The organism is Bacillus sp. ISL-78 (assembly GCF_018613455.1).
Classification (GTDB): domain Bacteria; phylum Bacillota; class Bacilli; order Bacillales; family DSM-1321; genus Peribacillus; species Peribacillus frigoritolerans.
On sequence record NZ_JAGGQC010000022.1, the window covers coordinates 1 to 23,102 of the forward strand.

General features: G+C 37.0%; 24 protein-coding genes and 2 pseudogenes. 4 read left to right on the forward strand and 22 right to left on the reverse strand.

Translation table 11 applies throughout. The annotated features are described in order from the left end of the window. Nucleotides 1-208: 208 nt before the first annotated feature. The 11 genes and pseudogenes from J7I96_RS19295 to J7I96_RS19345 all read right to left on the reverse strand — a co-directional run bounded on the left by J7I96_RS19295 (nucleotide 209) and on the right by J7I96_RS19345 (nucleotide 9,238). Nucleotides 209-741 (reverse strand): annotated as a pseudogene (locus J7I96_RS19295) (GNAT family N-acetyltransferase). 259 nt (nucleotides 742-1,000) lie between these two features. Then, nucleotides 1,001-1,123, reverse strand: coding sequence for a FeoB-associated Cys-rich membrane protein (locus J7I96_RS28880; protein WP_214770234.1), 123 nt, complete (start codon nucleotides 1,121-1,123; stop codon nucleotides 1,001-1,003). 503 nt (nucleotides 1,124-1,626) lie between these two features. Further along, nucleotides 1,627-2,214, reverse strand: a complete 588-nt coding sequence (locus tag J7I96_RS19305) for a hypothetical protein (RefSeq protein WP_214770236.1) — start codon at nucleotides 2,212-2,214, stop codon at nucleotides 1,627-1,629. Nucleotides 2,215-3,012: 798 nt separating this feature from the next. Beyond that, nucleotides 3,013-3,471, reverse strand: coding sequence for a VOC family protein (locus J7I96_RS19310; RefSeq protein WP_214925135.1), 459 nt, complete (start codon nucleotides 3,469-3,471; stop codon nucleotides 3,013-3,015). A 292-nt stretch (nucleotides 3,472-3,763) separates the two neighbouring features. Further along, complete coding sequence (locus J7I96_RS19315) at nucleotides 3,764-4,396, reverse strand: type 1 glutamine amidotransferase family protein (RefSeq protein WP_214770242.1); 633 nt, start codon at nucleotides 4,394-4,396, stop codon at nucleotides 3,764-3,766. Nucleotides 4,397-4,472: 76 nt separating this feature from the next. Continuing rightward, nucleotides 4,473-5,435, reverse strand: coding sequence for a helix-turn-helix transcriptional regulator (locus J7I96_RS19320; protein ID WP_214770246.1), 963 nt, complete (start codon nucleotides 5,433-5,435; stop codon nucleotides 4,473-4,475). Nucleotides 5,436-5,498: 63 nt separating this feature from the next. Then, nucleotides 5,499-5,738, reverse strand: a pseudogene (locus J7I96_RS19325) (helix-turn-helix domain-containing protein); the annotation flags it as partial. 194 nt (nucleotides 5,739-5,932) lie between these two features. Further along, a complete protein-coding gene (locus J7I96_RS19330) occupies nucleotides 5,933-6,442 on the reverse strand; it encodes a MepB family protein (protein WP_214770248.1) in 510 nt (169 codons plus the stop codon). A gap of 176 nt (nucleotides 6,443-6,618) precedes the next feature. Continuing rightward, on the reverse strand, nucleotides 6,619-7,059 hold the full coding sequence (locus J7I96_RS19335) for an SRPBCC family protein (RefSeq protein ID WP_214770250.1): 441 nt from the start codon (nucleotides 7,057-7,059) through the stop codon (nucleotides 6,619-6,621). A 34-nt stretch (nucleotides 7,060-7,093) separates the two neighbouring features. Next, the gene (locus J7I96_RS19340) at nucleotides 7,094-7,441 is read right to left on the reverse strand and encodes a VOC family protein (RefSeq protein ID WP_214770252.1); all 348 of its coding nucleotides are present in this window, start codon (nucleotides 7,439-7,441) and stop codon (nucleotides 7,094-7,096) included. A 213-nt stretch (nucleotides 7,442-7,654) separates the two neighbouring features. Next, entirely contained in the window at nucleotides 7,655-9,238 is a 1,584-nt protein-coding gene (locus tag J7I96_RS19345; protein WP_214770254.1) for a bifunctional metallophosphatase/5'-nucleotidase, read from the reverse strand. A 428-nt stretch (nucleotides 9,239-9,666) separates the two neighbouring features. Between J7I96_RS19345 and J7I96_RS19350 the strand changes: the two genes are divergently transcribed. Further along, the gene (locus J7I96_RS19350) at nucleotides 9,667-10,029 is read left to right on the forward strand and encodes a hypothetical protein (RefSeq protein ID WP_214770257.1); all 363 of its coding nucleotides are present in this window, start codon (nucleotides 9,667-9,669) and stop codon (nucleotides 10,027-10,029) included. Between the two features lie 129 nt (nucleotides 10,030-10,158). Here the strand turns inward: J7I96_RS19350 and J7I96_RS19355 are convergent, their stop codons facing one another. From J7I96_RS19355 to J7I96_RS19365, 3 genes are all read right to left on the reverse strand, one after another. Then, nucleotides 10,159-10,347, reverse strand: coding sequence for a hypothetical protein (locus J7I96_RS19355; RefSeq protein ID WP_311315243.1), 189 nt, complete (start codon nucleotides 10,345-10,347; stop codon nucleotides 10,159-10,161). A 123-nt stretch (nucleotides 10,348-10,470) separates the two neighbouring features. Next, nucleotides 10,471-10,914, reverse strand: coding sequence for a cell wall hydrolase (locus J7I96_RS19360; protein WP_214770258.1), 444 nt, complete (start codon nucleotides 10,912-10,914; stop codon nucleotides 10,471-10,473). 129 nt (nucleotides 10,915-11,043) lie between these two features. After that, entirely contained in the window at nucleotides 11,044-11,622 is a 579-nt protein-coding gene (locus tag J7I96_RS19365; protein WP_214770261.1) for a LysE family translocator, read from the reverse strand. A 131-nt stretch (nucleotides 11,623-11,753) separates the two neighbouring features. Between J7I96_RS19365 and J7I96_RS19370 the strand changes: the two genes are divergently transcribed. The 3 genes from J7I96_RS19370 (at nucleotide 11,754) to J7I96_RS19380 (ending at nucleotide 14,657) form a co-directional block, all read left to right on the forward strand. Next, a complete protein-coding gene (locus J7I96_RS19370; RefSeq protein WP_214770264.1) occupies nucleotides 11,754-12,665 on the forward strand; it encodes a LysR family transcriptional regulator in 912 nt (303 codons plus the stop codon). A gap of 233 nt (nucleotides 12,666-12,898) precedes the next feature. Then, nucleotides 12,899-14,080, forward strand: a complete 1,182-nt coding sequence (locus tag J7I96_RS19375; protein ID WP_214770268.1) for a YhgE/Pip domain-containing protein — start codon at nucleotides 12,899-12,901, stop codon at nucleotides 14,078-14,080. A gap of 46 nt (nucleotides 14,081-14,126) precedes the next feature. Further along, the gene (locus J7I96_RS19380) at nucleotides 14,127-14,657 is read left to right on the forward strand and encodes a PadR family transcriptional regulator (RefSeq protein WP_214770272.1); all 531 of its coding nucleotides are present in this window, start codon (nucleotides 14,127-14,129) and stop codon (nucleotides 14,655-14,657) included. Here the strand turns inward: J7I96_RS19380 and J7I96_RS19385 are convergent. The 8 genes from J7I96_RS19385 to J7I96_RS19420 form a co-directional block, all read right to left on the reverse strand. Next, complete coding sequence (locus J7I96_RS19385; RefSeq protein WP_214770275.1) at nucleotides 14,638-14,892, reverse strand: hypothetical protein; 255 nt, start codon at nucleotides 14,890-14,892, stop codon at nucleotides 14,638-14,640. The two genes, J7I96_RS19380 and J7I96_RS19385, sit on opposite strands and share 20 nt — an antisense overlap. Nucleotides 14,893-14,937: 45 nt before the next feature. Next, nucleotides 14,938-15,432 (reverse strand): DinB family protein, encoded by a 495-nt coding sequence (locus J7I96_RS19390; protein WP_214770278.1) that lies wholly within the window; start codon nucleotides 15,430-15,432, stop codon nucleotides 14,938-14,940. Nucleotides 15,433-15,756: 324 nt separating this feature from the next. Then, a complete protein-coding gene (locus J7I96_RS19395) occupies nucleotides 15,757-16,335 on the reverse strand; it encodes a TetR/AcrR family transcriptional regulator (RefSeq protein ID WP_214770281.1) in 579 nt (192 codons plus the stop codon). A 111-nt stretch (nucleotides 16,336-16,446) separates the two neighbouring features. Then, a complete protein-coding gene (locus J7I96_RS19400; RefSeq protein ID WP_214925139.1) occupies nucleotides 16,447-18,090 on the reverse strand; it encodes an amidohydrolase in 1,644 nt (547 codons plus the stop codon). 43 nt (nucleotides 18,091-18,133) lie between these two features. Then, a complete protein-coding gene (locus J7I96_RS19405) occupies nucleotides 18,134-19,501 on the reverse strand; it encodes an APC family permease (RefSeq protein ID WP_214770287.1) in 1,368 nt (455 codons plus the stop codon). Nucleotides 19,502-19,541: 40 nt separating this feature from the next. Beyond that, nucleotides 19,542-20,495 carry an agmatinase gene (speB, locus tag J7I96_RS19410; protein WP_214770291.1) on the reverse strand — a complete coding sequence of 318 codons (954 nt, stop codon included), beginning with the start codon at nucleotides 20,493-20,495 and terminating at the stop codon, nucleotides 19,542-19,544. 703 nt (nucleotides 20,496-21,198) lie between these two features. Continuing rightward, nucleotides 21,199-22,299 (reverse strand): GerAB/ArcD/ProY family transporter, encoded by a 1,101-nt coding sequence (locus J7I96_RS19415; protein ID WP_285289416.1) that lies wholly within the window; start codon nucleotides 22,297-22,299, stop codon nucleotides 21,199-21,201. A 556-nt stretch (nucleotides 22,300-22,855) separates the two neighbouring features. Beyond that, nucleotides 22,856-23,077, reverse strand: coding sequence for a hypothetical protein (locus J7I96_RS19420; RefSeq protein ID WP_214770297.1), 222 nt, complete (start codon nucleotides 23,075-23,077; stop codon nucleotides 22,856-22,858). Nucleotides 23,078-23,102 lie beyond the last annotated feature (25 nt).

The following is a 23,102-nucleotide window of genomic DNA, read 5'->3' on the forward strand; positions in this document are numbered from 1 at the left end:
TTTAAAAGTATAACTAAATATCACAAAACTTTCCAAATACGGTTCATTGGAAGGTTATTTGGCATGCACAAATTTAGTATAGCATGAAATATTTTAAGTTTTCATTGAAAAATGTTGACTAACTATTAGCTGGTTTAGTGCCATAAGAAAAAGGTTGCCGCAACAACCCTTTGTTAAACTAACGCACCTGTTGGATGAAGAACTTTAATTACTTATTACTTTCAAATAATGAATAGACATAGGTATCGTGTGCTTCACCATTTTGATACATATTTTTCTTCAAAACTCCCTCTTTTTGAAAACCAATTTTAGTTAGTAGATTATTAGATGCTTCATTGTCAATAAATACAACAGCACCTATACGAGTTAAATCTATAACATCAAAGCCATATGAAAGAACTTTAGATATTGCTTCTGAAGCATATCCTTTTCTCCACTGCTCTGGATGGATTTCGTACCCTATTTCTGCTCTTTTATGTTTAGGTAACCAAAATTAAAGCCAATTGTTCCAATTATACCTTTGGTCTCTTTTCTTTCAATCCCCCAGCGTATGCCTCTTTTTTCATTGTAGTTTTTTGAAAAGAAATCAACGAACTTCTCTGCTTGTTCTATACTATGTAATGTTTCTTGTCCATAATAACGTGTTACATCGTTGTGAGAAAAACAAGCAAAAATACCTTCTGCATCCTCTTTTGTTATTTCTCTTAGTATTAGTCTTTCTGTCTCTAATATTGGAAACATTAATAACTCCCCCTTGTTAGGCTCTTATGCACTTTTATTACATATAATACCATAAATGTCATTGGGTTTCTTAATGAACTAAACTGCCCCGTTAGTTCCATAAAGAAAGAACTGCCTTAAAGACAGCTCTGATCTTTAGCTAACGCACCCGTAGTTCTATAGGGCTTTATTTCAATCACTCTTTTTTATCAACTTCTTCATAAGGTATTTCTTTACTTGACTCAATTTCTTGAGGTTCGCTTGAGTAATTTCGAACCAATCAATTATTGATGTCATCAATAGGTGTATATTGATTACTCGGTATAGTTTTTTTCTTCTTAAACATCCTAAAAAGAGAAAAAATAATCACCCCGATAATTAATGCAAGTACAAAGTATTGCATTTAACCTCCCCCATTCATAAATACACATCCTTGTTTTACCATATATTCCATACTCGTTATAGAACTATCCTGCATAGTATGTAGATTATTTTGTGTTTTCAATAGCTATCTTCGCAGATACGATTTACGCTCCATTTCTGCTCTTTTTTGATAAATAGCATACTCTCTTACTTTTTGTAAAATGTGCATTCTTGAAAAATCCACATATCCCCTAATAGCTTGTCCTATACAAGATAATTTTACAGACATATCTTGTTAAAGAGGACAAGGGGGAGTAGTATGGGCAGTTCTTTTTTAACCACTATTGTTCATTCTTTTCCAGTCCTTTACAATTTTTAAAGGAGGGATAGATATGGGCAATGGTGAAAATGGTGTAAACACTGGTTTGATCCTTGTGCTTTTCATCCTACTAGTGATTATCTTAGTAGGACTGTAATTAATAAATAAACGAAGGGCAAGGAGCTGACTTTTTTTTTGAGTCAGCTCTTTGCCCTTTTACATTACTATTCTTTATTTTCATTCTTGCCTTCAGTTTCGCCTACAGTTTTATAAAGGCTACGTACAACCGGTAAGATTTCTAATACTTTATCAATATCCAAATTATTAAGGAAGCTTAAAGGATTAGGTTGCGGGACTTGAGACATCGAATACATAGCAGGTCCCGTTTCTGTACCTTTATAAAAGCTAAGTGCAACCGGTAAGATTTTATCCAAATTTTCTGTACCTTTAAAAAATCTACGTACAACCGGCAAGATTTCTAATACTTTATCAATATCCAAATTATTAAGGAAGCTTAAAGGATTGGGTTGTGGAACTTGAGGCATCGGATCCATAGCATGTCCAGTTCCTGTACCTTTAAAAAGGCTACTTGCAACCGGTAAGAGGGTTAACAGTGTGTCAGCATCAAGATTAGCAAGTATGTTTGAAGAATTTGTAGTAGGTACATTTTGTTGCATCGAAGAAATTGCAGTCCCCATTTTTTCCAGATTACTATTTAATAGTGTTATTTCATTTAAGACTTTATTCAATGTTTCTGTTGATTCTTTCTGTAGTTCCAACATTTGAGTTTGTATTTCTTGTTTATCTCCCAAAACTTCTATCCCCTTTTGTTTTCTTTTCTTTAATTCCTTTTTCTTTGTCCATTAATGTTCGTTCTCCCGTCTTTTTCAAAATTTGATACAAAAAAGTAAATACAGGTTGTCCGCAATATATTATGTTTAACAACCGTATGAAGTATAGACGATGGTGTAATAACGTCTCAAAAAAGACACTAGCACTAGCTGTGTCCTTTTTTGTCTTATTCTTTACTTTTTATTCAATTAATCTGTTTCATTACTTCAATAAGAAAAAGCCGTCGGTTCGTCAGCTAGATCTTCAAGCTGCCCTGTATTTTGCGGTTGTTTTTCACTTGAATCCGAATGTATGATTTGTCTAAAAACCATACGTTCAAAAGGCCGCCAATTGGCGGCCTTCTTATGGCGCTAACGACCCGTTATTTCATTATGGATCATTGTAGATTTGACACAAACTATTCGTAAAGTTTCTTAGATATCTTATTGATCTCTTTATATATTTTTGTAAGTAATATTAGGATGTGGATAGGAATCCCAATTGCTAGTCCCACCAATGGAGAATATGGTCCGGCGAAAGTAAAGAGCGATACAAGTGTAATAGTTATATATACAGAGATAATTAGTGCGGTCAAAACAATTCTCCTTTTTTTGGTTAATTATAGCATAAGGTTTTACTGCACAATCCGTCTACAATATCCTAATTGAACTAACCGGCCCCGTTAGTGCCATAAGAAAAAGGCTGTCTCAGCAACCTTCCTTATTGAAGTAAAGCACCCGTTAGTTAAAGTATTTTGCGAATATTATTTAAGATACAAATTATATTTCATTTATTTGTTCCCATTCACTTAAATACATACGGTGCTTAATTTTTTTCGGGTTATCTAGTTTACAAATTAATTCTAAACTGTTTCCGTCTAGGTCATTAAAATGAATTTTAGCGTGTGCATATTCTTCATGAGGCATTACAAAAGGCTCAATAGGATCAAAGCCAAAAGCCTCTCTTGGCTTATAACCTTTACTTTTTAGCCAAACAACTGAGTTTTTTAAGTCTTCTAATGTTACTTGAAATGCAATATGTCTTATTGATGGATGATACTCAACTTCTACCTTATCTGTTTCCCATAACCCCAACCAACTTTTATCTTTTTCAATCCATAGAAAAGCCAATCTGTCTTCAACCTTGTGATCAAATTGCAAACCAAGTCCTTCATAGAATTCAATTGAACGATTTAAATTACTTACTGGTAAATGTGCTTCGTATAAACCTTTTATCATTGATATAGCTCCTTTTATTATAAGTCTCTTTTACTTTCATTTCTTAATCAACTAATCTGCCCCTATAGTTCCATAAGGAATACATAGGGGTACCGTCAGGAAAATGCGGATTTACAACGTTAAGGAATTTTCAATACTAAAAAGCCCAACTTCACCGTTAATTAAGAGAAATTGGGCTTTTTCATTACTCCATAAGCATTTTTAAGTTTTATTCAAAAACCATGCTTTGACATTGTCTAAAGCATGGTAATTATTTAAACTAATATAAATCTGCTAAGTTGATTTTTTTAGCTCATCTATTTATTGAATTCATTAACTGGAAGAAGTATTCAGGTTTGTGAGTCTTATTTAGGTTATACCATGAATGTAATGTATCTGGTGCAAATACATCTAATTTTTTCAGTACTTCCATCGCAAATTCCAGTGGAGCTACTCCTGATGCAGTAACCAAATTCTCACCAGATACCGCAGGTCCCATCTCATAAAATTTTTCTCCTTTATAATTAGGACAAACCATTTTAATATACTCTAAGTTATTACTTGTATGCTTTCTAGAATCTAGGTATCCCATATTCGCAAGGGCCTCAGTTGCACCACAAATTGCAGCAACAATAGTGCCAAGCTTTAAAGCTTCGCCAATTTTTTTCATGATTGGTTGATGAATAACTTCTCCCCAAGTATTCCCACCAGGCAAAACTAAAAGATCTTTACTCTCAAGAGTACACTCATCAAGGGGAATATCTGGTTTTATGCTCAGTCCCCCCATCGTAGTAATAATTTCTTTATTAGCTCCTACTGTAACTACTTTTAAAGGTGCTATATCTTTTTTGAAATATCTTCCTGTGTTTAGTTCGGCAATTAAATATCCATATTCCCAGTCTGACATTGTATTAAATACATATAGATAAACTTTTTTTATTTGCATCCAATAACACTCCCAATCACAATTGATATAGCCAATTATAATATAACTTCCCTGACAGCTAACGTCAGGGAAGTTATCATACTTGATGAAATTTTATTAATTCCGACAGAACTTCAATAAGTCTTTTCTTTAGACTTATTGGCTCAATAACTTGAATAGATTTACCGTACGGTAAAAGTAAATAAGGTACATATGTATGTATCATATCCTTTTCAAGAAGAAATACAGCTTGATTTGAAGTCCGTTCTTGTAAATAATGTCCTAAAAACCAATGTTGGCAAATATCTTCCAACGTCCTTGTATTCCCATTAATAACTAAAGAAGTATTCCCTCCCTTATCTTCTATAGTTGGAAGGAGGTTTTTCATAAAAAAGTCACGTGCTGAAAAATTTTCTGGCCGGTTAAACTTATTTTCGGTTAGCATTAGACTTTCAATTCGATCTACTCTAAAACTACGGATATCATCCCTAAGATGACAAAATCCAATCACATACCACTTATTATTCCAATAGATAATTCTGTACGGATCGACCAATCTATAATTTAATTGCTTTTCGCTACTTTTATGGTAAATAATTTTTACTGAGTACCCGTCAGCTACGGCCTGCTCCAACTCCTTCAAAAAAGGTTCCATAGAGATTGAACTTAATCGACTTATTACTTCAAGACTAGTTAAATGTTGGTTTATCTTTGTTTCCTGCTCTTGATTTGAGTATTTACTTAGTTTTGAAATGGCCCTATTTAGTGCTTCACTTCCATAATATCCGGCTTCTTCTGCAAACACAGCAGCGTGGAATAGTGAAGTTTGCTCCTCAAAATCAAAAAAAAGAGGAGCCTCAATAAAATTGTTCAATAAAGTGTATCCACCGTTATGTCCTGGTTCTGAAATTATAGGTACGCCACTTGTTGAAATTGTATCAATATAACGATACACAGTCCTTATATTCATCTCTAACTTTTCTGAAATTTGTTTTGCAGTAATTTTTTCACCTGAACGAAGCATCCATAGAATTGCTAACATATTGTCAATTTTAGGCATATAACTCCACCTCTATATGGAATTTATTTTCTATTATATATTTCCGATTTTCGGTATAACTCATCAACTGTTCCTTTCCGATAGCTTTCTATATAATGAGGCCCTAGACACATTTGTAATTTCACAAATTTGATTTACAGTCATATCCCCCTCTTTATAAAGCTTTACTGCATAATTCATTCCTACATGATTTTTATGGTACTTCTTTAACCGACCTTTAAACTTTCCTTCTTTCTTAGCCAGTTCAATCCCTTCACGCTGCCGAATACGGATAAGATCACGTTCTAATTGGTTTACACCCGCCGTCTTCGGTATCCCGGTTGGCCATCGAATTTAAGTGAATTGCTAAAAAATGGGTAGTTCCATATTCAACTAACTGCCCCGTTAGTGCCATAAGAAAAAGCAGCCTTATAGACAGCTATGATCCTAGCTAACACACCCGGTAGTTCATTAAGAAAAGCGAAAATTCTTCAAGAATCGCTCCCGATTGCAGAGGATTAAAAAGAATAGAGTTCTAATATTTTTTCTAAGGCTAATTTATTCGGATTACACATGTCAACAAAATAGGGTAACTGCCATTTTTGAGTTTTCATTGCTTGATTACTACTCGGACTATCCCAGCTAGGATAAACTCTTATTGCCATTTTGCCCTTTGTTGAAGTGGACCTAAGAATGTTCTTTTCTAATAGAATTTCTTTTGGGAAAATAAATTGACCAAACTCATTTTCATTTTTAAAGGTAGTTATAACTAATAAATCAGGGGCTGACTCATATAAGTAGGGTTGATTTTTATTATTTTCGTCTTTTTCCCAAAATGCAACAAACTGCCCTACTTTGGTAGGGGTTATATTCGCAACTCTGAATCGAACTGTTTTAGAAGATAATTGAAATGTACCAGCACCATACATAGAATTTTGCTTCTCTTCTTGAACTGACTTTACAATTAAGTGATTCGACTCATAAATCATTTTATTTACATAAGTTAATGCTGTAAAAAAATTATTCATTTCTTCACTCCTAAATTTCAAACAAAGTGGCCCAATTGTTGAATAAAGATCAAACAGTACTCAACTAACCTGCCCCTAGAGTTCCATTAGAAAAAGCTGCCTTATAGACAGCTCCGATCTTCAGCTAACACACCCGAAGGAATTCCAAGGTAAGAGCCAATCATAATATTCAATAATCAGCCAAGATTTTCGGATAACTTCTTAATTATTTGTTTAGAATCAGATGCAAATTCCACAGATGCATCATAATGCATTTTTCCGTCTTTAATCAGGGAGAAATCACCAATCTCGATTCTTAGCAGAGTACTATCGCCTTTTTCTTTTAATTGATAATTATATGCGACATCACCTTCATCCGGCTTTACTTCCCAATTTGAAACGTTCAAAGCGATTTTTAATTCTTTCTGTACAACTGCTCTAATGATTTTAGTGATTGACTGACCACCATTCGGAAGCTCCCAAATCACCTTACTTCCCTCGGTCATATCTTCATTAGGATAATTTTCTGGTAGTTCATCCCATTCTGCAACGAATTTGGGTTTAGTAAGCACTTCCCAGACTTTCTGGGAATTCGCTTCAATGAGTATCTCATCTCTTACAATTAGCGGTTCGGTCATTTAGTGGAACTCCTTTCAAATGAATGACAACTCGTTATTTCTCCCAAAGCTCGATCAGTCGACCTTCGGGATCTTCAATCCAAATAAACTTTCCAAATTCACTAATCTCTTTTTTCTTTGCAAGAGGTACACCAATATGTTCAAGATGCTTAATCGTCTCGTTTAGATTATGTACTTCGAAATTTAACATCACTTGTTGTTCTGTTGGAAAATAACTGTCATTCTCGGTAAAGAAAGAAAAGATCGTCTCATTTCCTAATTGCGGTTTTATCACAGTCCCATTCCAATTTTCCATTTCAATCTTCAACACTTCACTGTACCACTTTTTTACAACCTCAAGATTCTTAGTTCTCCAAAATATTCCTCCAAAACCTTTTATCATCGTATCTAACTCCTGTCTGACATCCAATTTTCATCTATCGATTACATTAGATATTCGAGATTTACATTTCAAGTTCCTTCTTCATCTATACTGCCCCTCTAGTTCATTACTATATTTCCCTAGGATGCAAATGCCTTGTTGTTGGACTAACCTGCTTACATTAGGGAAAGGCGTTCCTGCTTATTACAGAAACGCACCCGTCATGTTTCCCCTTCACTCTTTCAATGAATGGGGAGGATACTTCCTTTGGATATGGCGTATAAGTGCAGTGACAACTTGCGGACCGGATTCTACGAGTCTGCCTTGTTCAAATGCAGTGAAGTTATCACCGCCTGAAGCTAAATAATTACTGACCGCTACTTCATATTCTTTGTTTGGCTGAATCTCTTGACCCTTCTTGTCTTTCAGCACGACAACGCGGCTGCCAATTGGGGCTTTGGCTTCCCAATCATACGTTAAGCCAACCATTTGTAACCTATTTTCATAATCTTTCGTCCACTGCTGTTCTAAAGCAAGTTTTATCTGCGCTCCTGTTAAAATTAACTTACTGACACTATGACCCATAGGCACGTTTGTATAAAGGTCTTCTACAGTGATCTTCCCTTTTTTTAAACTTTTCCGCATTTCGCCTTGATGGACAAAAGCAATATCTACCCCCATGGCTTCGCGCTCAGATTCTGCAATCATTTTCGCTAATGGGGATTCACCGTTTGCATCTTGATTTCTTCTGATTTCTTCCGGCATTTCCCCTATTACCTGATTAAAGTTGCTCCCCAATCTTTTTCTATATTTATTTAGAAGAGCGACCGTTTCTTCATCCGGTTTTATATGATGATGTGAAGTGGCAATGATCTTTGCTCGTTTCTTAACAATTATTTTAGTATGCGGGTCAATTTCAAGGTTTACTTGCGAAAAAGCTTTCCCATTAGAATAAGCTTGAACGATCAGTTTACCGGCCGCAACGGTATTGGCATATTCATGGCTGTGCCCTGCAAAAATGACATCGACCTCATCATCGATTTTTGGAGCCATCTCCACTAGAGCTCCAGTGGAATTTGCTCCTGCCTTTTCTGATTTAGCTGAATCATGTGCCAGTACAACAATCACTTTGATCCCTTTATCCTTTAAAATCTTTACGGTTCGGTTAATAGCTGAAACTTCATCCGTAATTTCTACTCCTTTTCGATTTTCAGGGGACACATACATGTTGGTCTCTTTTGTGACCGCACCGATAAATCCAATATCAATTCCGTCCATTTGTTTAATAACATACGGTGGCAACAAGGGAATGCCCGACTTTTTGTCGATGATATTTGCAGAACTGTAAGCAGTCTTGGCACCTTGAAAATACCCTGTTTTTTTATTGAATCCTCCATGAATAAGACGTTTCATTTCAATTACGCCTTCGTCCAATTCATGATTTCCAGGTGTCCCGACATCAAAATGCAGGAGGTTTAAAAATTCGATCGTGGGTTCGTCTTGAAATTGAGAAGAGATTGGAGGGCTTCCTCCTACCATATCACCAGCATGAACGAGTAGTGTATTTGGGTTTTCTTGTTTATATTTTTTTAAATAGGCAGCCAAGTATTCAGCACCGCCTGCCATGGTTCCTGAAACCATTTGATATTTGTTTAGTTGGCCGTGAAAATCATTAACGCCTAATAATTGCAGTTGAATGTAGCGGTTGGATGTGGAATGATTCGTTGTGGAATGATTGGATGAGAATGCTTTATAAGTTACGAAAATGATGATGAATACCAAGATGAACAAAGAAGTTATGGCCTGAAATTTTGACAACTTCGGATCCCTCCCTCTAGATGTAAATTCAGAATAACTCTAGAATTTTATATCCGTATAAAGGGACCGTGATTTTTTGTTATGTTTTATATAATCATTATTAAATTAAACCCGTACAGGCATATCTTTTTAAAAAAACTCATACGGCTTATCATTTAGAAAGGCTCCCGGAACTGCTGATCAGTTCCAGGTGTTCAAAATAAAGTACGCTTTAGTTTAAGTACAAAACATTAACTTGATAATAAGTAAAGATTGGATATCTTGATATTGCAGTATAAGGAAAGTGCTGATGCTGACCTAAAAAAGCTGTACTATTCCTGGTTACAGGAAGCAAGACCGCTGTAAGGATGTTTAAAAAATTGGCCCATAGCACAATAATATAGGCAACGTATGTCTTTCTTTATTCCGCCAAAAGGAGGAGTATCCATTTGAAGATTTCTTCAATATCGTTCATAGAACCTCCCGTTTATCATGAATTCCCTCCCCTCTATGAAGGTCTAGGGCTGCCTGAGTTATCTTCATTCATTCAGCAGCGGTTTGAATTTGCATATACCTTGGGGAAAGCCGAAAGAACGGGGCTTGCTAGTATCCGTTTTTATAAACGCCAGGGGGATTTCGAAGTACATATACCTGATAAGGTGCCAGGAGTGGGTCCAATAAAGCTTCGGGAATTAAAGGGGTTGTTACTGGAGAAAGCCAAAACGGCATTCATCGAAAATATTGAATCCGAACCTGAAAAAAGAAAGGTCTACTACACCGAATTTCGGCGCCCTCGGAAAGATGCTGAATAAGTGTGCTATTCCACAAACTGGAGCCTGTTTTAGGAAATTCATTGTTGTCTTGTTGAATTTGTTTTTTTAAAAGAGTTCGTACATCAACTTCCCCTCTAAAAAAAGGTTGCCGCAGCAACCTCCCTTGTTTTAATAATCCGTCTTATTTTTTTCATTATCCAAGTCATCATCAAGAAAAGACCTTTCATCTTCTTTCATTCCATACTTTTTTTCAAGAAATTGACCAATAATTGAATGGTTAATTCCTCTTCTCACTGCTGTTTCAATAACTATATAGAGCATGAATAACCCCACAATAAAAAATATAATAGCCTTCACTAAAAATCCTCCCAAACAACAATCCATTTTTTCCTTTATTTTACCAAAAAACCTTGTTGCAGTGCCCGATTGTTGCATAAAAAAAAGGAGCTGCTGATCTGCTCCTTGAAAAGAAATAACAGCCTAACCTCCTGTATAAACACTTTCACATGTTCCAGGTTTTGGTTCATAATAACAATGATTTTTAAATTGACCCGCAAAAGGTTGATCGTACCATGTCGGTGGGCATGGAGCATATGGATTAAAATACCAAAGCGCATATTTCCCTGGGTGCTGCCTCCAATAATCCAAATTCTGTTTGGCTAATCTTTTTTCAGCAGTTCTCGCTCTTTGATAAAATACATTACCTTTTTGAACAGCTTCAAAAGAATAATTTCCTCCTTGTACATGAAAAATGACTTGTGGAATGGTTCTTAAATCTTTAAAGTCCAAACAATTTGCTTTAAGACGATTAACAATTACATTTCCGACATACAACATTCCTTGCAGTCCTTCACCTTCGGCTTCTGCTCTCATCATCCTTGCCATTAAATCAACGTCTGAACTTCGATAACTTACTCTTGGCATTTTTTCACCCCAAATATATCGTATGAAAAACAGCTTGCACTAATGTCAGTGTTTGTGAAAATGAGAGTCTTATATCTTCCGTTGAAGCACACGTTTTGCATGAGAGTTGCTGTTGCTTCTTTTTTGTAATCACAGAAAAATTGTACCGGCAGAGTAAATCAATAACAAACACATGATTAACCGAAATGACTTGTCATGTTTAGCAAAAAAATCTTTGAACAGCGAGCCGAATCCTGACCACAGAAGCAATGCCATCCACCCCAGAAAAATAGTTATCGCTAAATAGATCGCAACGAATTTAAGCGACTCATTAAACGGTAAAATAAACGCACTCAACACGGTTAAATAGAACAAAATGCTTTTGACATTGATGATTTGAAGAATGAAACCTGATAAAAAGGAAGATTGCACATCTCCCGTATCCTTCTTTGAACCTTTGGCCATACGAATCTGCCATGCTAGGTAAAGAAGATATGCGGCACCGGCTATTTTAAAATATGGCTCTACAATAGGAATCCAATTATAGAGGCTTGTTGTAAATACTCCGCTCAAGATCCCTAATACTGCAAATCCTGTCAGGATGCCGCTAGTGAACTTCCATGAACCAAAAAAACCAAATCTCCTTGCTTCATTCATCAATAATATGTTACTTGGGCCAGGCGTAATCGATGTAATCATCACATACGAAAGAAACGCTATAATACTCATAATCCCACCTTCATTCACTATTTCCTAACGAACAGTCTTTATTGTAAGATGACTATAAGTATAAATAAAATTGAAAACAAAAAATTCATTATCATTTTTTTCGATACATCATCCAACTTAAGGAGAACGATATGGAAATTAGACACCTTAAAACGTTTCAGACTATTGTCGAAATAGGAAGTTATACAAGGGCTGCTTCGAAGTTGGGCTATACTCAATCCACGATAACTTCACATATACAGGCACTTGAACATGAGATTGGCGGGGAACTTTTCACTTATACTAATCGGAATTTGCAGCTTACTGCACTAGGCAGAGACTTAATACCGTTAGCTGAAGATTTGCTTTCCACTCACGAACAGATTAAGAGCATGCGTTGCACGAATGAAGTTAAAGGTGTTTTAAAAGTGGCGGCACCGGAATCTTTAACAATCTCCAGGTTAGGTCCAATAATAAAGGATTTTTCCTTGAAATATCCCAATGTCAAAATCATATTAACCAATGGTCCATGCGGCCAAAACCAAGTCGACTTATTAAGCGGGCGGGTGGATGTCGCTTTAATGGTCTATCCGGAAATAAACCCGGAAAAATGCATTCATCATTCTTTGATTGAGGAGCAGATCGTCCTTGTGAGCAGTCCTGACGGTCCTGATCACTTTGATGAATATAAAAAAGGCGGCACCAACACCAATCATTTTTTCATCACAAATGAAGAAGGCTGCAGTTATCGGATCATGTTTGAAAGATATCTTTTAAAGCATGAAATGGATTACTTTCAAACCATGGAGTTATGGAGTATAGAAGCAATCAAACAGATTGTCATGAGCGGACTTGGTTTTTCTGTTTTGCCTTATATTACAGTGAAAGAAGAAATCGAGAGCGGCAAGCTTAAAATCCTGAATCATTCTGAAAACCTCGATCCCCTTTATTCACACATGCTGATAAAAAAGAAAAAATGGCAGTCTCCTGCGGTAGAGGCTTTTGTTGAGGCTGTATTAAACTCGTTTAGTAACAACGAGAAAATGGGTGTCTTAATGGAATGAAATCAAGATCATATTTGCTAGTCAGAGGCAGTGTTGCCAAAAGAACCTAAATAACAAATGCTCCCCCAACTCCTGCTTTGTTGGGGTTTTTTCCTATGGATAAAAAAGATATACTTTTTCGATTGACTTTATGAAAAAAATAAAATAAAATTCTAAGTACTTCTTTCAAACTACTCTAACTTGAGTACTCTGAACCGAGTATATACTTTAAATCAAAAGGATGGATTCAACATATGAAATTTTCAGCATTCTTAAAAACAAGAGGGGCAACAGCGGCAATCTTTATGGGGATTTTCTATGCAGTTGCCATGCTAGGCATCTTCTTGCCTGGGTATACAGCCATACCAGGAAATATCGATAAATTACCGATCGCCATCATCAATGATGATGCTGGTAAAAATGGGGCAATGATCGCCGAAAATTTACAAGAAAATTTACCCTTTAAAGAAATCGAGACGGATATAACCAATAAACAAGCCTTAAAAGATTTGGAGCACAATGATTTAGCATTAGTCGTACACATCCCAAAAACCTTCTCTGAAAATATTCAAAAAGGTGAAGCGTCATCAAGCATCGACTTTACAATCAATGAGGCAGGGGCGACAGTCGTTTCTTCTACCATGAATTCTGTCGTAACTGAAATTAACAGTCAGTTAAGCACACAATTCTCGCAACAAACAGCTCAGGGCGTATTGATGAACTTTAAGGTACCAGAAAAGCAAGCCGCTGACTTAGCCGAAAAGATTGAGAAATCCTATGTAGGAAATGTCGTTACAATCAATGAAATACCCGATGGCATGAATCATAATATGCTCCCTATGTTCTTAACAATGGCCGGTTATGTAGGGGCGATGATCGGGGCAATGCAATTAGTGGGTGCATTTAGAGCCAGCCGGGGAAAAGCAAGCAAAACACGGTTATTCACGTATGTGCAAATGGCTGCATTATTGATTGCCGTGGTTTCATCACTCATCGCTGTAGGTGTAGCCTATTTAATTGACAAGCCGAGCGGTGACCTATTTTTCGGTATAGTAGGTCAACAAATACTGAACTATATGGTATGTTTTAATTTCACCGCGATTTTAATCTTCTTATTTGGTGAAGGCGGCATGATTTTGAACTTACCGATTTTATTAATGCAAACAATAGCGAATGGTGCCACCATCACACGTGATATGATGCACGCACCATATGAATGGATGAGCCACATTTCACCGATGTATTACTCAGTTCAAGCTTACTTTGCAAACCTATTTGGCAGCATCAGTCCAAGTCCGTATATTTGGTCAATGGCTGCGGTAGGTTCCGTTGCGATGTTAATTAATATCGCTATTGTCGCGTTTTTACACAAACCGATGCCAGTACAGGTTCCTGAAACAGAAGTTGAAAAGAAAGCGGCAGAAATCACAGCTTAGGTTTTGCTACAATAAGGAGATAATACTTCTTAAAGGAGCGTAGAAAATGTCTATTCAAATTTTTATATTGAGCAAGCTGATGGAGGATAAAAATTATCCTTATAAATTAAAAAAACAGCTTTCAGAACCCATTCCATTGGATCGCCTGGGCGGATTAACGGAAAGTAAACTGTACTACCATTTTGAGTCATTGGTGAAACAAGGTTTAGTCGAACCGGTTGAAGTGATAAAAGAAGAACATCGCCCTGATAAACAGGTATTTGCGATTACGGATAAGGGTCGCGAAGAACTACCAAAAAAAATCTATAAATTATTTGAAAATGCGGATGAAATCAAGGATATGATTGTTGGTTTAGCCAACATCAAGTATGTGGACCGGGATAAAGTAGTAGATATATTAGAAAGAAAAGTAAAGTCCATCAAGGCTATTTGGGAGCAGCTTGGGAATTTCGAGCCAGAACCTAAAGGCAACGAGGATATTCGTGAATTTTTGGCTGGTTATTTTTCGACCCGAACAGATCACACAATATCTTGGTATGAAGAGTTAATCAAAAGGATTAAGACACAGGAATTGTGAGTAGACTTGTAGGCAAATTCGAGCTGTTTTCAGAAATCCGCTCCCTTTCCGCCGACTGTCTGCCAAGCCGCATCAAAGCAAGCGCCTGTGGGGTCTTGGCTAGCTCGTTTTTCGGCAGGAGTTTCGCATATTTCCTCCATCCAATAAGGGCTTCTTCTCTATAAAAAGCAGGATTATTGTTTTTTAGGTATAAAATACGGGAACGTCCGATTTGGACGTTCCCGTTCTTATTCATTAAAGCTCCCTATAATCGAATAACTGTAAAGCTAATGAAGCATTTTTAAAAGCTGCGTTTCGCGGCCCAAGCTCCTTGCATTTTACTTAGGAATACAATTTGCCCAATATGATATGCGTCGTGCATGGCTAAACTCTTCAGTTCAAGCACTAATGAATTATCTTCTCCTGGGACCTGTCTATATAAATCTTCATGTTCTGATTTTGCTAGTATTTTTCCAAGTTCACGATGAACATAAAAGTATTCTTGTTTTGTTTCCTTCCAATTCTCTAACGTCTCAGCTGGTAATCGAAATGTGGAATCATTATTTTCTGCCTGTGGTTCATTCGCTGTTTCACCAAGAAATCGCATCAGAAATCTCTTTTCATAGAAAAGTAAATGACAAACTAATTCCCAAATGGAATTCATTGCCCCATCAGCTGGTTTCCAAATTGCCTGTTCAAGAGTGATATCCTCTAGCACTTTTTCAAGTGGCGGAAACCAGTCTTCTTCATCTAAGCAGCTTGCCCATTGCTGTAACAAAAGGGTTTTTACATCCATTTCCCATTCCCTCCAATTTAATCCCTTTAATAGTGATCCTTTTGGTCAACATTCATTTGCGGCTTGTTGTGGATAGCTATACACTGGCCCTTTAACGGAACAATGAATGTTCTTTTATTTTGAAAATTCCGATAACTACATTTTATCATAATTTGTGTAAACGGAGAAAGAACAACTATACGATAACCATTTTGGTTATCGTATAGTGATCTTTTATATGTTTGATGGTGCTTCACCAATTTCAGGGGTATTGGAAGAGAAGTGCCCTACGTTCCAATCAATGACAATTATTGTACGTTTTTAGGGCATGAACTGATGAACGTATCATCCACTCAGTCCATACCAAAAGTTTTCCCATATATTTTGAATTCTAGGTTCCATATTCTCTTTGCCATAATAAGAAAATTCCATGAATATCCCATCAATCAAACAGAAATAGGACATGATTAGGTTCTCGATTTTCCCTTGGCGTATTTCTTTTTTGTCGATTCCTTCGACAAAGATATCATGTAAGATAGCGGAAAATGATTCTTCAGATCTAAGGAAACTTTCATTTAAGATGTGCTTCAAATGCTCCGGCGGGAAAATCATTGCCCTCTTTAAAAATGTTGCTTTATCTTCATGGTTTTTATAATAGTTACAAGTATCTAGAAGGATGTGCTTTAGCTTTTCTTCAGAAGAGAGTGTATTTATCTCTTCGACAAATTGTTCGACCTGGTGTATATGCTCTTCCAGGATTTCTTCAAACAGACACAAGAAAAGGTCATCCTTATTTTTGAAATGGTTATAGATTGAGGGTTTTTGTATACCTACCCTCTTGGCAATTTCCGATAAAGCCGTTCCCTCGTATCCGTACTTGGTAAAAAGTGATAAGGAAATGTTTTTTATTTCATTTTTTGTCATAATGAGCCTCCAAACTATCCAACGTCAGTTAATTTCATTATAAACTCATTTCCTTTTTTAAACTAAATATTTAACACCTTGGAACATGGTTCTTTCTTTAAAAGATAAGAATTAGAATATGCTTGATAAAGAAGTTTCTTCGCTTTTATACACAACTTTCCCATCGTTTATTGTTAGTTCCACTTTAGTTTTGAGCACTTCACTTTCTGGAATATCAAAAAGATTTCTATCTAAAACCACAAGGTCGGCAAGTTTCCCCTCTTCTATTGTACCTAGCTCATGCTCCCTGAAACATCCATAGGCCGAGCCATATGTATATGCTTGCAATGCCTCTGCCAAAGTGAGTTTTTGTTCAGGATGCCATGTGTTTTGTGGATCTCCGCTACTATCCACTCTAGTAATCGCAGTATATATTTGCCGCATTGGATTTAATGAGATGGAAACCGGAAAGTCTGTTCCTAAAGCTAAAGATGCACCTGTATTTAATAGCGACTTCGTCAGGAAAACATTTTTTTCCCTTTGAGGACCTATTATTGAAGAATATACCTCTCTTGATGAAGCTGCCATGTGATCAGGTTGCATCGAGGCAATGACCCCCAGTTTTGAAAAACGTTCAATGTCATCCGAATCGATTACTTCAATATGCTCGACCGTATGCCTTGAGTCTCTTATTCCATTCTTGCGTACAGCTTCTTCAAAAGCGTCTAAAGCTAAACGAATTGCCGCATCTCCAATAGCGTGAAACCTGATTCTAAATCCGAGTTCATCCGCTTTAACAACTCGATCTATCAATACTTCTGGATCTAGAGCTGGATGACCGCAAATATCCAATTGATCGGAATAAGGTTTCAGGAAGTAAGCGGTATGACCCGTTACTGTTCCATCAACGAATTGTTTTAATCCTGAGAATTGTAGTTTCTTTGATTCATATTTATTTCTCAGTATTTGAGCTTTGTCCAAATTGCCATCCAATTCAGGAGTGATATGAAATCTAGTCGTTAATTCTCCTTGCTTATCCAATTTATCAAAAAGGTCATAGTCTTGAAGGAAGTCATCTATTGGCGCAAACAAATCGTTCACGGAAGTAACTCCATATTGCGATAACAATCGTAAAAACTCTTTTAATATCGTTTCTTTTTTATTTTGTGTTAACCGTAATGCCTCTTTTAAAACGATTTGCTGGGCTTCTTCATATAAAATTCCAGTAAGTAAACCATTCTTATCTCTTTCATAGCGACCAAAATCCGGATCACGTATTTCCTCAGTAACTCCTGCTAATTCCATGGCCTTACTGTTCACCCATGTATAATGACCTTCAGCATGAAAAAGAACGACAGGACGATCTGGAATGACAGCGTCAAGAATTCTATAATGGGGCTCTTGTTTTTCATGCCAATAACCTGCGTCCCATTGCATGCCAATAATCCATTCTTCCCCAGGACATTCTTTAGAAAATTCCAGTACTTTTTCAGCCACTTCTTGAGCTGACCTGGCTTCAAATAAATTAATACTAGTTAAACTTAGTGCACTGAACATAATGTGGAGATGAAAATCATGAAATCCAGGCATAATCAATTGATTTCCATAGTTAAACACTTTTGTCCCGCTTCCTATAAAAGGTTCAATCTCTGCTTTTGATCCTACACTCAGAATTTTGTCACCTAAGATAGCTATTGCCCCAGACATTGGCTCATGTGTAAGCCTTGTGAAAATAGCATCACTGGAAAGGACAATATCCGCTTTTTTAATAGTCATGGAGTTTACCTCTTTTCATTCGAAATAATCAAACAGTAACTGATCATTGCACTAGTTTTACATCGAATTCTTCTTTTTGCTCTGCAAAATTCAGTTCAGGAGGACGTTCCTTAAACATTTTTGTTAGGTACAATAAGTAAATGAAACCTACTGTCATCCAAGTGATTCCTAATGCTAATGAATGGATATCCAACTTTGTCATAAACCATATAGTTATGCCGGTGCCTATTAAGGGAAGAAGAACATATAAAATGATACTTTTAGGAGCTCTCTGCTTCTGTCTCACAAAATAATGGAAAAGCACAGCAAGATTAACGAAGGTAAAAGCAAACAGTGCTCCAAAATTAATGAAAGAAGTGGCCGTTGCAATATCCAAAAATACGGCGCTCATTGCAATACAAGCAATGAGCAAGATATTGAATATGGGCGTTTGAAATTTTGGAGAAACATATCCGAAAATCCGCTTAGGCAGAACATTATCTCTCCCCATTGCGTACAAAATCCGGGCTCCGCTGCCTCCTGAAGCTATCGCAGAAGCAGTAGCGGATGTCACTACGACAGAAACGAACAAACTATTCAGAAAATTACCCCCGGTATAAATCATGATATCGACTATAGCTGTATCAGGGTTCTTAAAAGCATTGAAATTCGGGAAAATCGATTGTGCAAAATAGGTAGCTGCAACAAATAATAAACCTCCAATCAATGTCGTAGCATAAATAGCTTTAGGAAGTGTTTTTTTCGGATTTTTGGTCTCTTCTGCAAGTGTAGTAACCGCATCAAACCCAAGAAAACTAAAACATAATAAAGGTACAATAGAAAGCAGATTATTCATATTCACGTCCGGGCTAAAAAAAGGGTCTTTAGAAAACAACTCTCCGGTGCCTTTTCCTGCTAAAAGTCCTTTTATGCAAAGCAGGCTGAAGATCATGATAAAAAGAAATTGAAATATCACCAAAAAGGTATTCACATTTGCCGCGACCTTAATCCCAAAAATATTAATCGTTGTCACAGCAATGATGAAAGAAATGATGACGGCAACGATAGGAATACCAGGGAGGTAAGCATTCACCATAATTCCAAACAGTAAAGCGCTGATCATAGGACTGAAAAGATAATCCAATAAAATCACCCATCCTACCAGAAAACCAAGGTGTGAATTAATTCCTTTCTGCACAAAGGTATAAGCTGACCCGGTAGTGGGATATACCTGAACCATTTTTGCGTAACTATATGAAGTGAATAGCATGACAATTAACGCGATTATGTATGCTGTCGGAATCATTCCATGGGTACGATCAATAGCGATGCCATATGTGCTAAAGACTGTCACAGGCGCCATAAAGGAAAGTCCAAATACAATTACATATCTTGTATTCAGTGAACGCTTAAGCTCGGGTAATTCTTTCATCGCAAAGAGCTGCCTCCTTTATTAAATAAATGGGCCATTTTTAAGTTAAAGTGATTTTAATATCTTCTTTCGCACCTAATGCTGCCAGGCTGGCAAATTCATGTACAAGGGTTGCCGCTAAAAGTGAAGTGATTTGACTTGGATCATATGAAGGCAGCACTTCAACCACGTCATATCCTATAAAGTTAAATTCAGTTAGGGAACGTATCATTTTTAATGTATCATAGCTGCTAAAACCACCTATTTCAGGTGTTCCTGTTCCTGGGGCAAAAGAAGGATCAACGAAATCTATATCAAATGTCAAGAAACAAGGGGTATTACCAATCGTTTTTCTAATCTCTTTCAAAACATCTTCAAATCCACGATTGGAAAGTTCACCAGTTGTAATCAGGCGATAACCTAAATCGAGGCTTGCCTGTAAATCCCCAGAGTGGTTTAGCGTGCCGCGGATGCCTATTTGAAACACTTTATCTTCCTGCAGTAAACCTTCTTCGTGGGCACGAATGAAAGGAGATCCATGCCAATATTTTTCCTCATAATATGTATCCCAGGTATCTGTATGGGAATCAAAATGAATCATGGCTATTGGTCCATATACCTTTGCCGCAGCTCGTAAACTAGCTAAAGTAACAGAATGGTCTCCCCCTAATCCAATCGGTATGATCCCTTTGGACATCAAGTCATGAATGGATTCCTTCATTAGCTCATAGCTTCGATGAATATTATGGGGAATAACAGGGATATCGCCAATATCAATGGCGTTCATTTGTTCAAAAGGATATACATTATGAATCGGGTGATAGGGAAACAGGGTCATGGATGATTGACGAATGGCTTGAGGAGCAAACCTGGCTCCTACCCGAAAAGAAGCTGCTGTATCAAAAGGCATACCTACAATTGCCAGCTTTGCATCATGCTTTTGAGAAGGTAAACGCATAAAAGTTCCTGTTGTACAAAACTCTGGCTTTACATCTGGTGTAAGTGGATATTTCATAATAATCATCTCCTGGTCTTAAAAGTCTTCTGATATGATTTACAAACACATAGTGTAATCGCTTACAAACCATGATTCATTGAATTACTTTTTATGTCTAACACCTACCTTTTTGAATTGCATTAACTAACGGTAGTTAGTATTAAACCAAATATAAACATAGTTGTAAAAAAAGTCAAACTATTTTTTATAGTCGATTTATTTATTTCATGATACTAAAAAACGTTCCAGTGATTTCAGAAATACGCTCCCTTTCCGACCGCCCGCGGAAAGCGAGTGCCTGGGGTGGAATTCAACGGTCGAGATTGACAAACCTTAAACAAAATTGATTGGAACGGAAGGTACGAGACTCCTGCGGGAAAAGCGAGTCGAGGGGAGACCCCGCAGGCGCTAAAGCGCCGAGGAGGCTCCCGGACCGCCCGCGGAAAGCGAGTGCCTGGAGTGGAAATCGACGGTCGAGATTAACAAACCTTAAACAAAGTTGATTGGAACGAAAGGTGCGAGACTCCTGCGGGAATAGCGAGTCGAGGGGAGACCCCACAGGCGCTAAAGCGCCGAGGAGGCTCCCGGACCGCCCGCGGAAAGCAAGTGCCTGGAGTGGAAATCGACGGTCGAAGAGTTCTATAAACTGAGAAAAAGTAAAAAAGGACACCTGTGCTTCCAATGGAATTTTACACTGATTTCTTAACAGATAGAACCTGCCTTAGTTACGTCGAGCACTTTTCTGAACTTTGGCGATTATTAGTAATATCAATGGCAGCAGAAACCCGAATGTCATGGCATAAAACGGCCAGATTTCTGTAATGAATTTATTATAATGGACAATACTCGGTGACATCATCAGAGTAAAGGCAATCAAGAGGATACCAAACGGAAAAACCAGAGGGCGATAATCTTGCAATTTTAACGTTTGTGCCGTACCTAAAACGGTCACATAAAAAAACAAACTAAATCTAATAAAAATTGTGATGAACCATATTATGGCTATTATTGCTTCCAGCCGCGTCAGGAAATCAGCGATATTTATTTTCTTTGCCAACATATAAATTGGATAATTTTGTCTTATTGTTGACTCGGAACCAAGTACAAGAATGGCTAACATGGTTATAATGATCAAAACGCTTCCAGCCAACAATTGACCGACAAAAAGGCTTTTTCTTATTCTGTCTTTTTGACTTACGAACGGGAGGATCATTAGAATCGCAACCGGTTCAATAAACGGAAAAACAATAAAAGGTATAGAACCCCTTATAACCTGTTTCACTCCCCCCTCCCATACGGGTTGCAGGTTTTGAAATTTAATCTCGGGAAGCAGAAGAATTATCAAGGTTGATATAAGTAATAAAACATAGGGGAAAAATATTTCCGCGCTTCGGGCCAAAGGTTCCAAACCAAGACGCGCGGCCAAGAGGACGACACTCATAAAAAGAATCATGATCACTTGAATTGGAGTATCAGGCATAATATGACTTATCATAAAATCACCAATTTCACTCAGATAAGTCGCTGTAGTTATAAAGAAGTAGCTTATAAACAGAAGAGAAATTGCCATTCCCAGCCACTTCCCCAGAATTTTTTGGCTGTATTCCACTAATGTTAAATCAGGATAGCATTTCCTTAAGGCCTCATATATCAAAACAATCAATAACGGTGCTATTGCCACGCTTATCATGCCCGAAATCCAAGCATCTTGTTCAGCTTTGGAAGCGACAACGGAGGGAATGACTAAAATAGAATCTCCAAGCGTATATAGAATCACCAATATCATCAGTTGACGGCTTCCAATTTTACCCTTCTCGAGCATTTTCTTAAGTTCCTTTCACGAAAAAACGGTAAGTTATAGACAAAACGCAGTAGTTCTGATTCCATAACCATTATTGACAGAAGAAGACTATACAAACCCTTTTGAGTACAAGTAATTTTTTTTACCCCTGTTGATAGGATACCTTAGAGCTCCGATTCAATTTCTAATAATTTAAGGAGTATCGCTCCATGAAAAAAGAGCTGCATAAGCAGCCCAAATGCAGACAAACCCTTTGAAAATTAAGTTTTCCTCAGTTTTTATTTGGATTTATAAAACCTCGAATGTCGATTTTCACTTCAGGCACTCGCTTTCCGCGGGCGGTCCAGGAGTCTCCTCGACGCGTTTTTCCCGCAGAAGTCTCGCACACCCGCTCCAATCAACTTTGTTTTGGATATAGATAAACCCCTTTTGTCTACAAACTAAAGCGCTGCCCAAGCAGCTTCCTTATTGAAGTATCAGTCCCTACTAAAAGGAATAATTGTATTTTAACGTCATTTTATTTTATTGATTAAACAATACAATTAGCCTAACGCCCGCACAAACAAAAACCGAAGTATTATCTATCATTTTCCCTGCTTCTTTTTCCTTCAAAGTATATCGATGCCGCAAGAGCAATGATTGCAATAGATACAATGCCAGCTAACCAAGATAAGTCCATATCCGTGATATATTTAACCATATTTAATATAGAAAGTGCGAATAAGAAAATTAGTAATAAAACATCCTTTTTGCTTTGTTTCCGTTTTTCAAAGAACAATCCCAGTATTTTTTCAACCATTCTAAACACCTCCTTATTTTTCCAC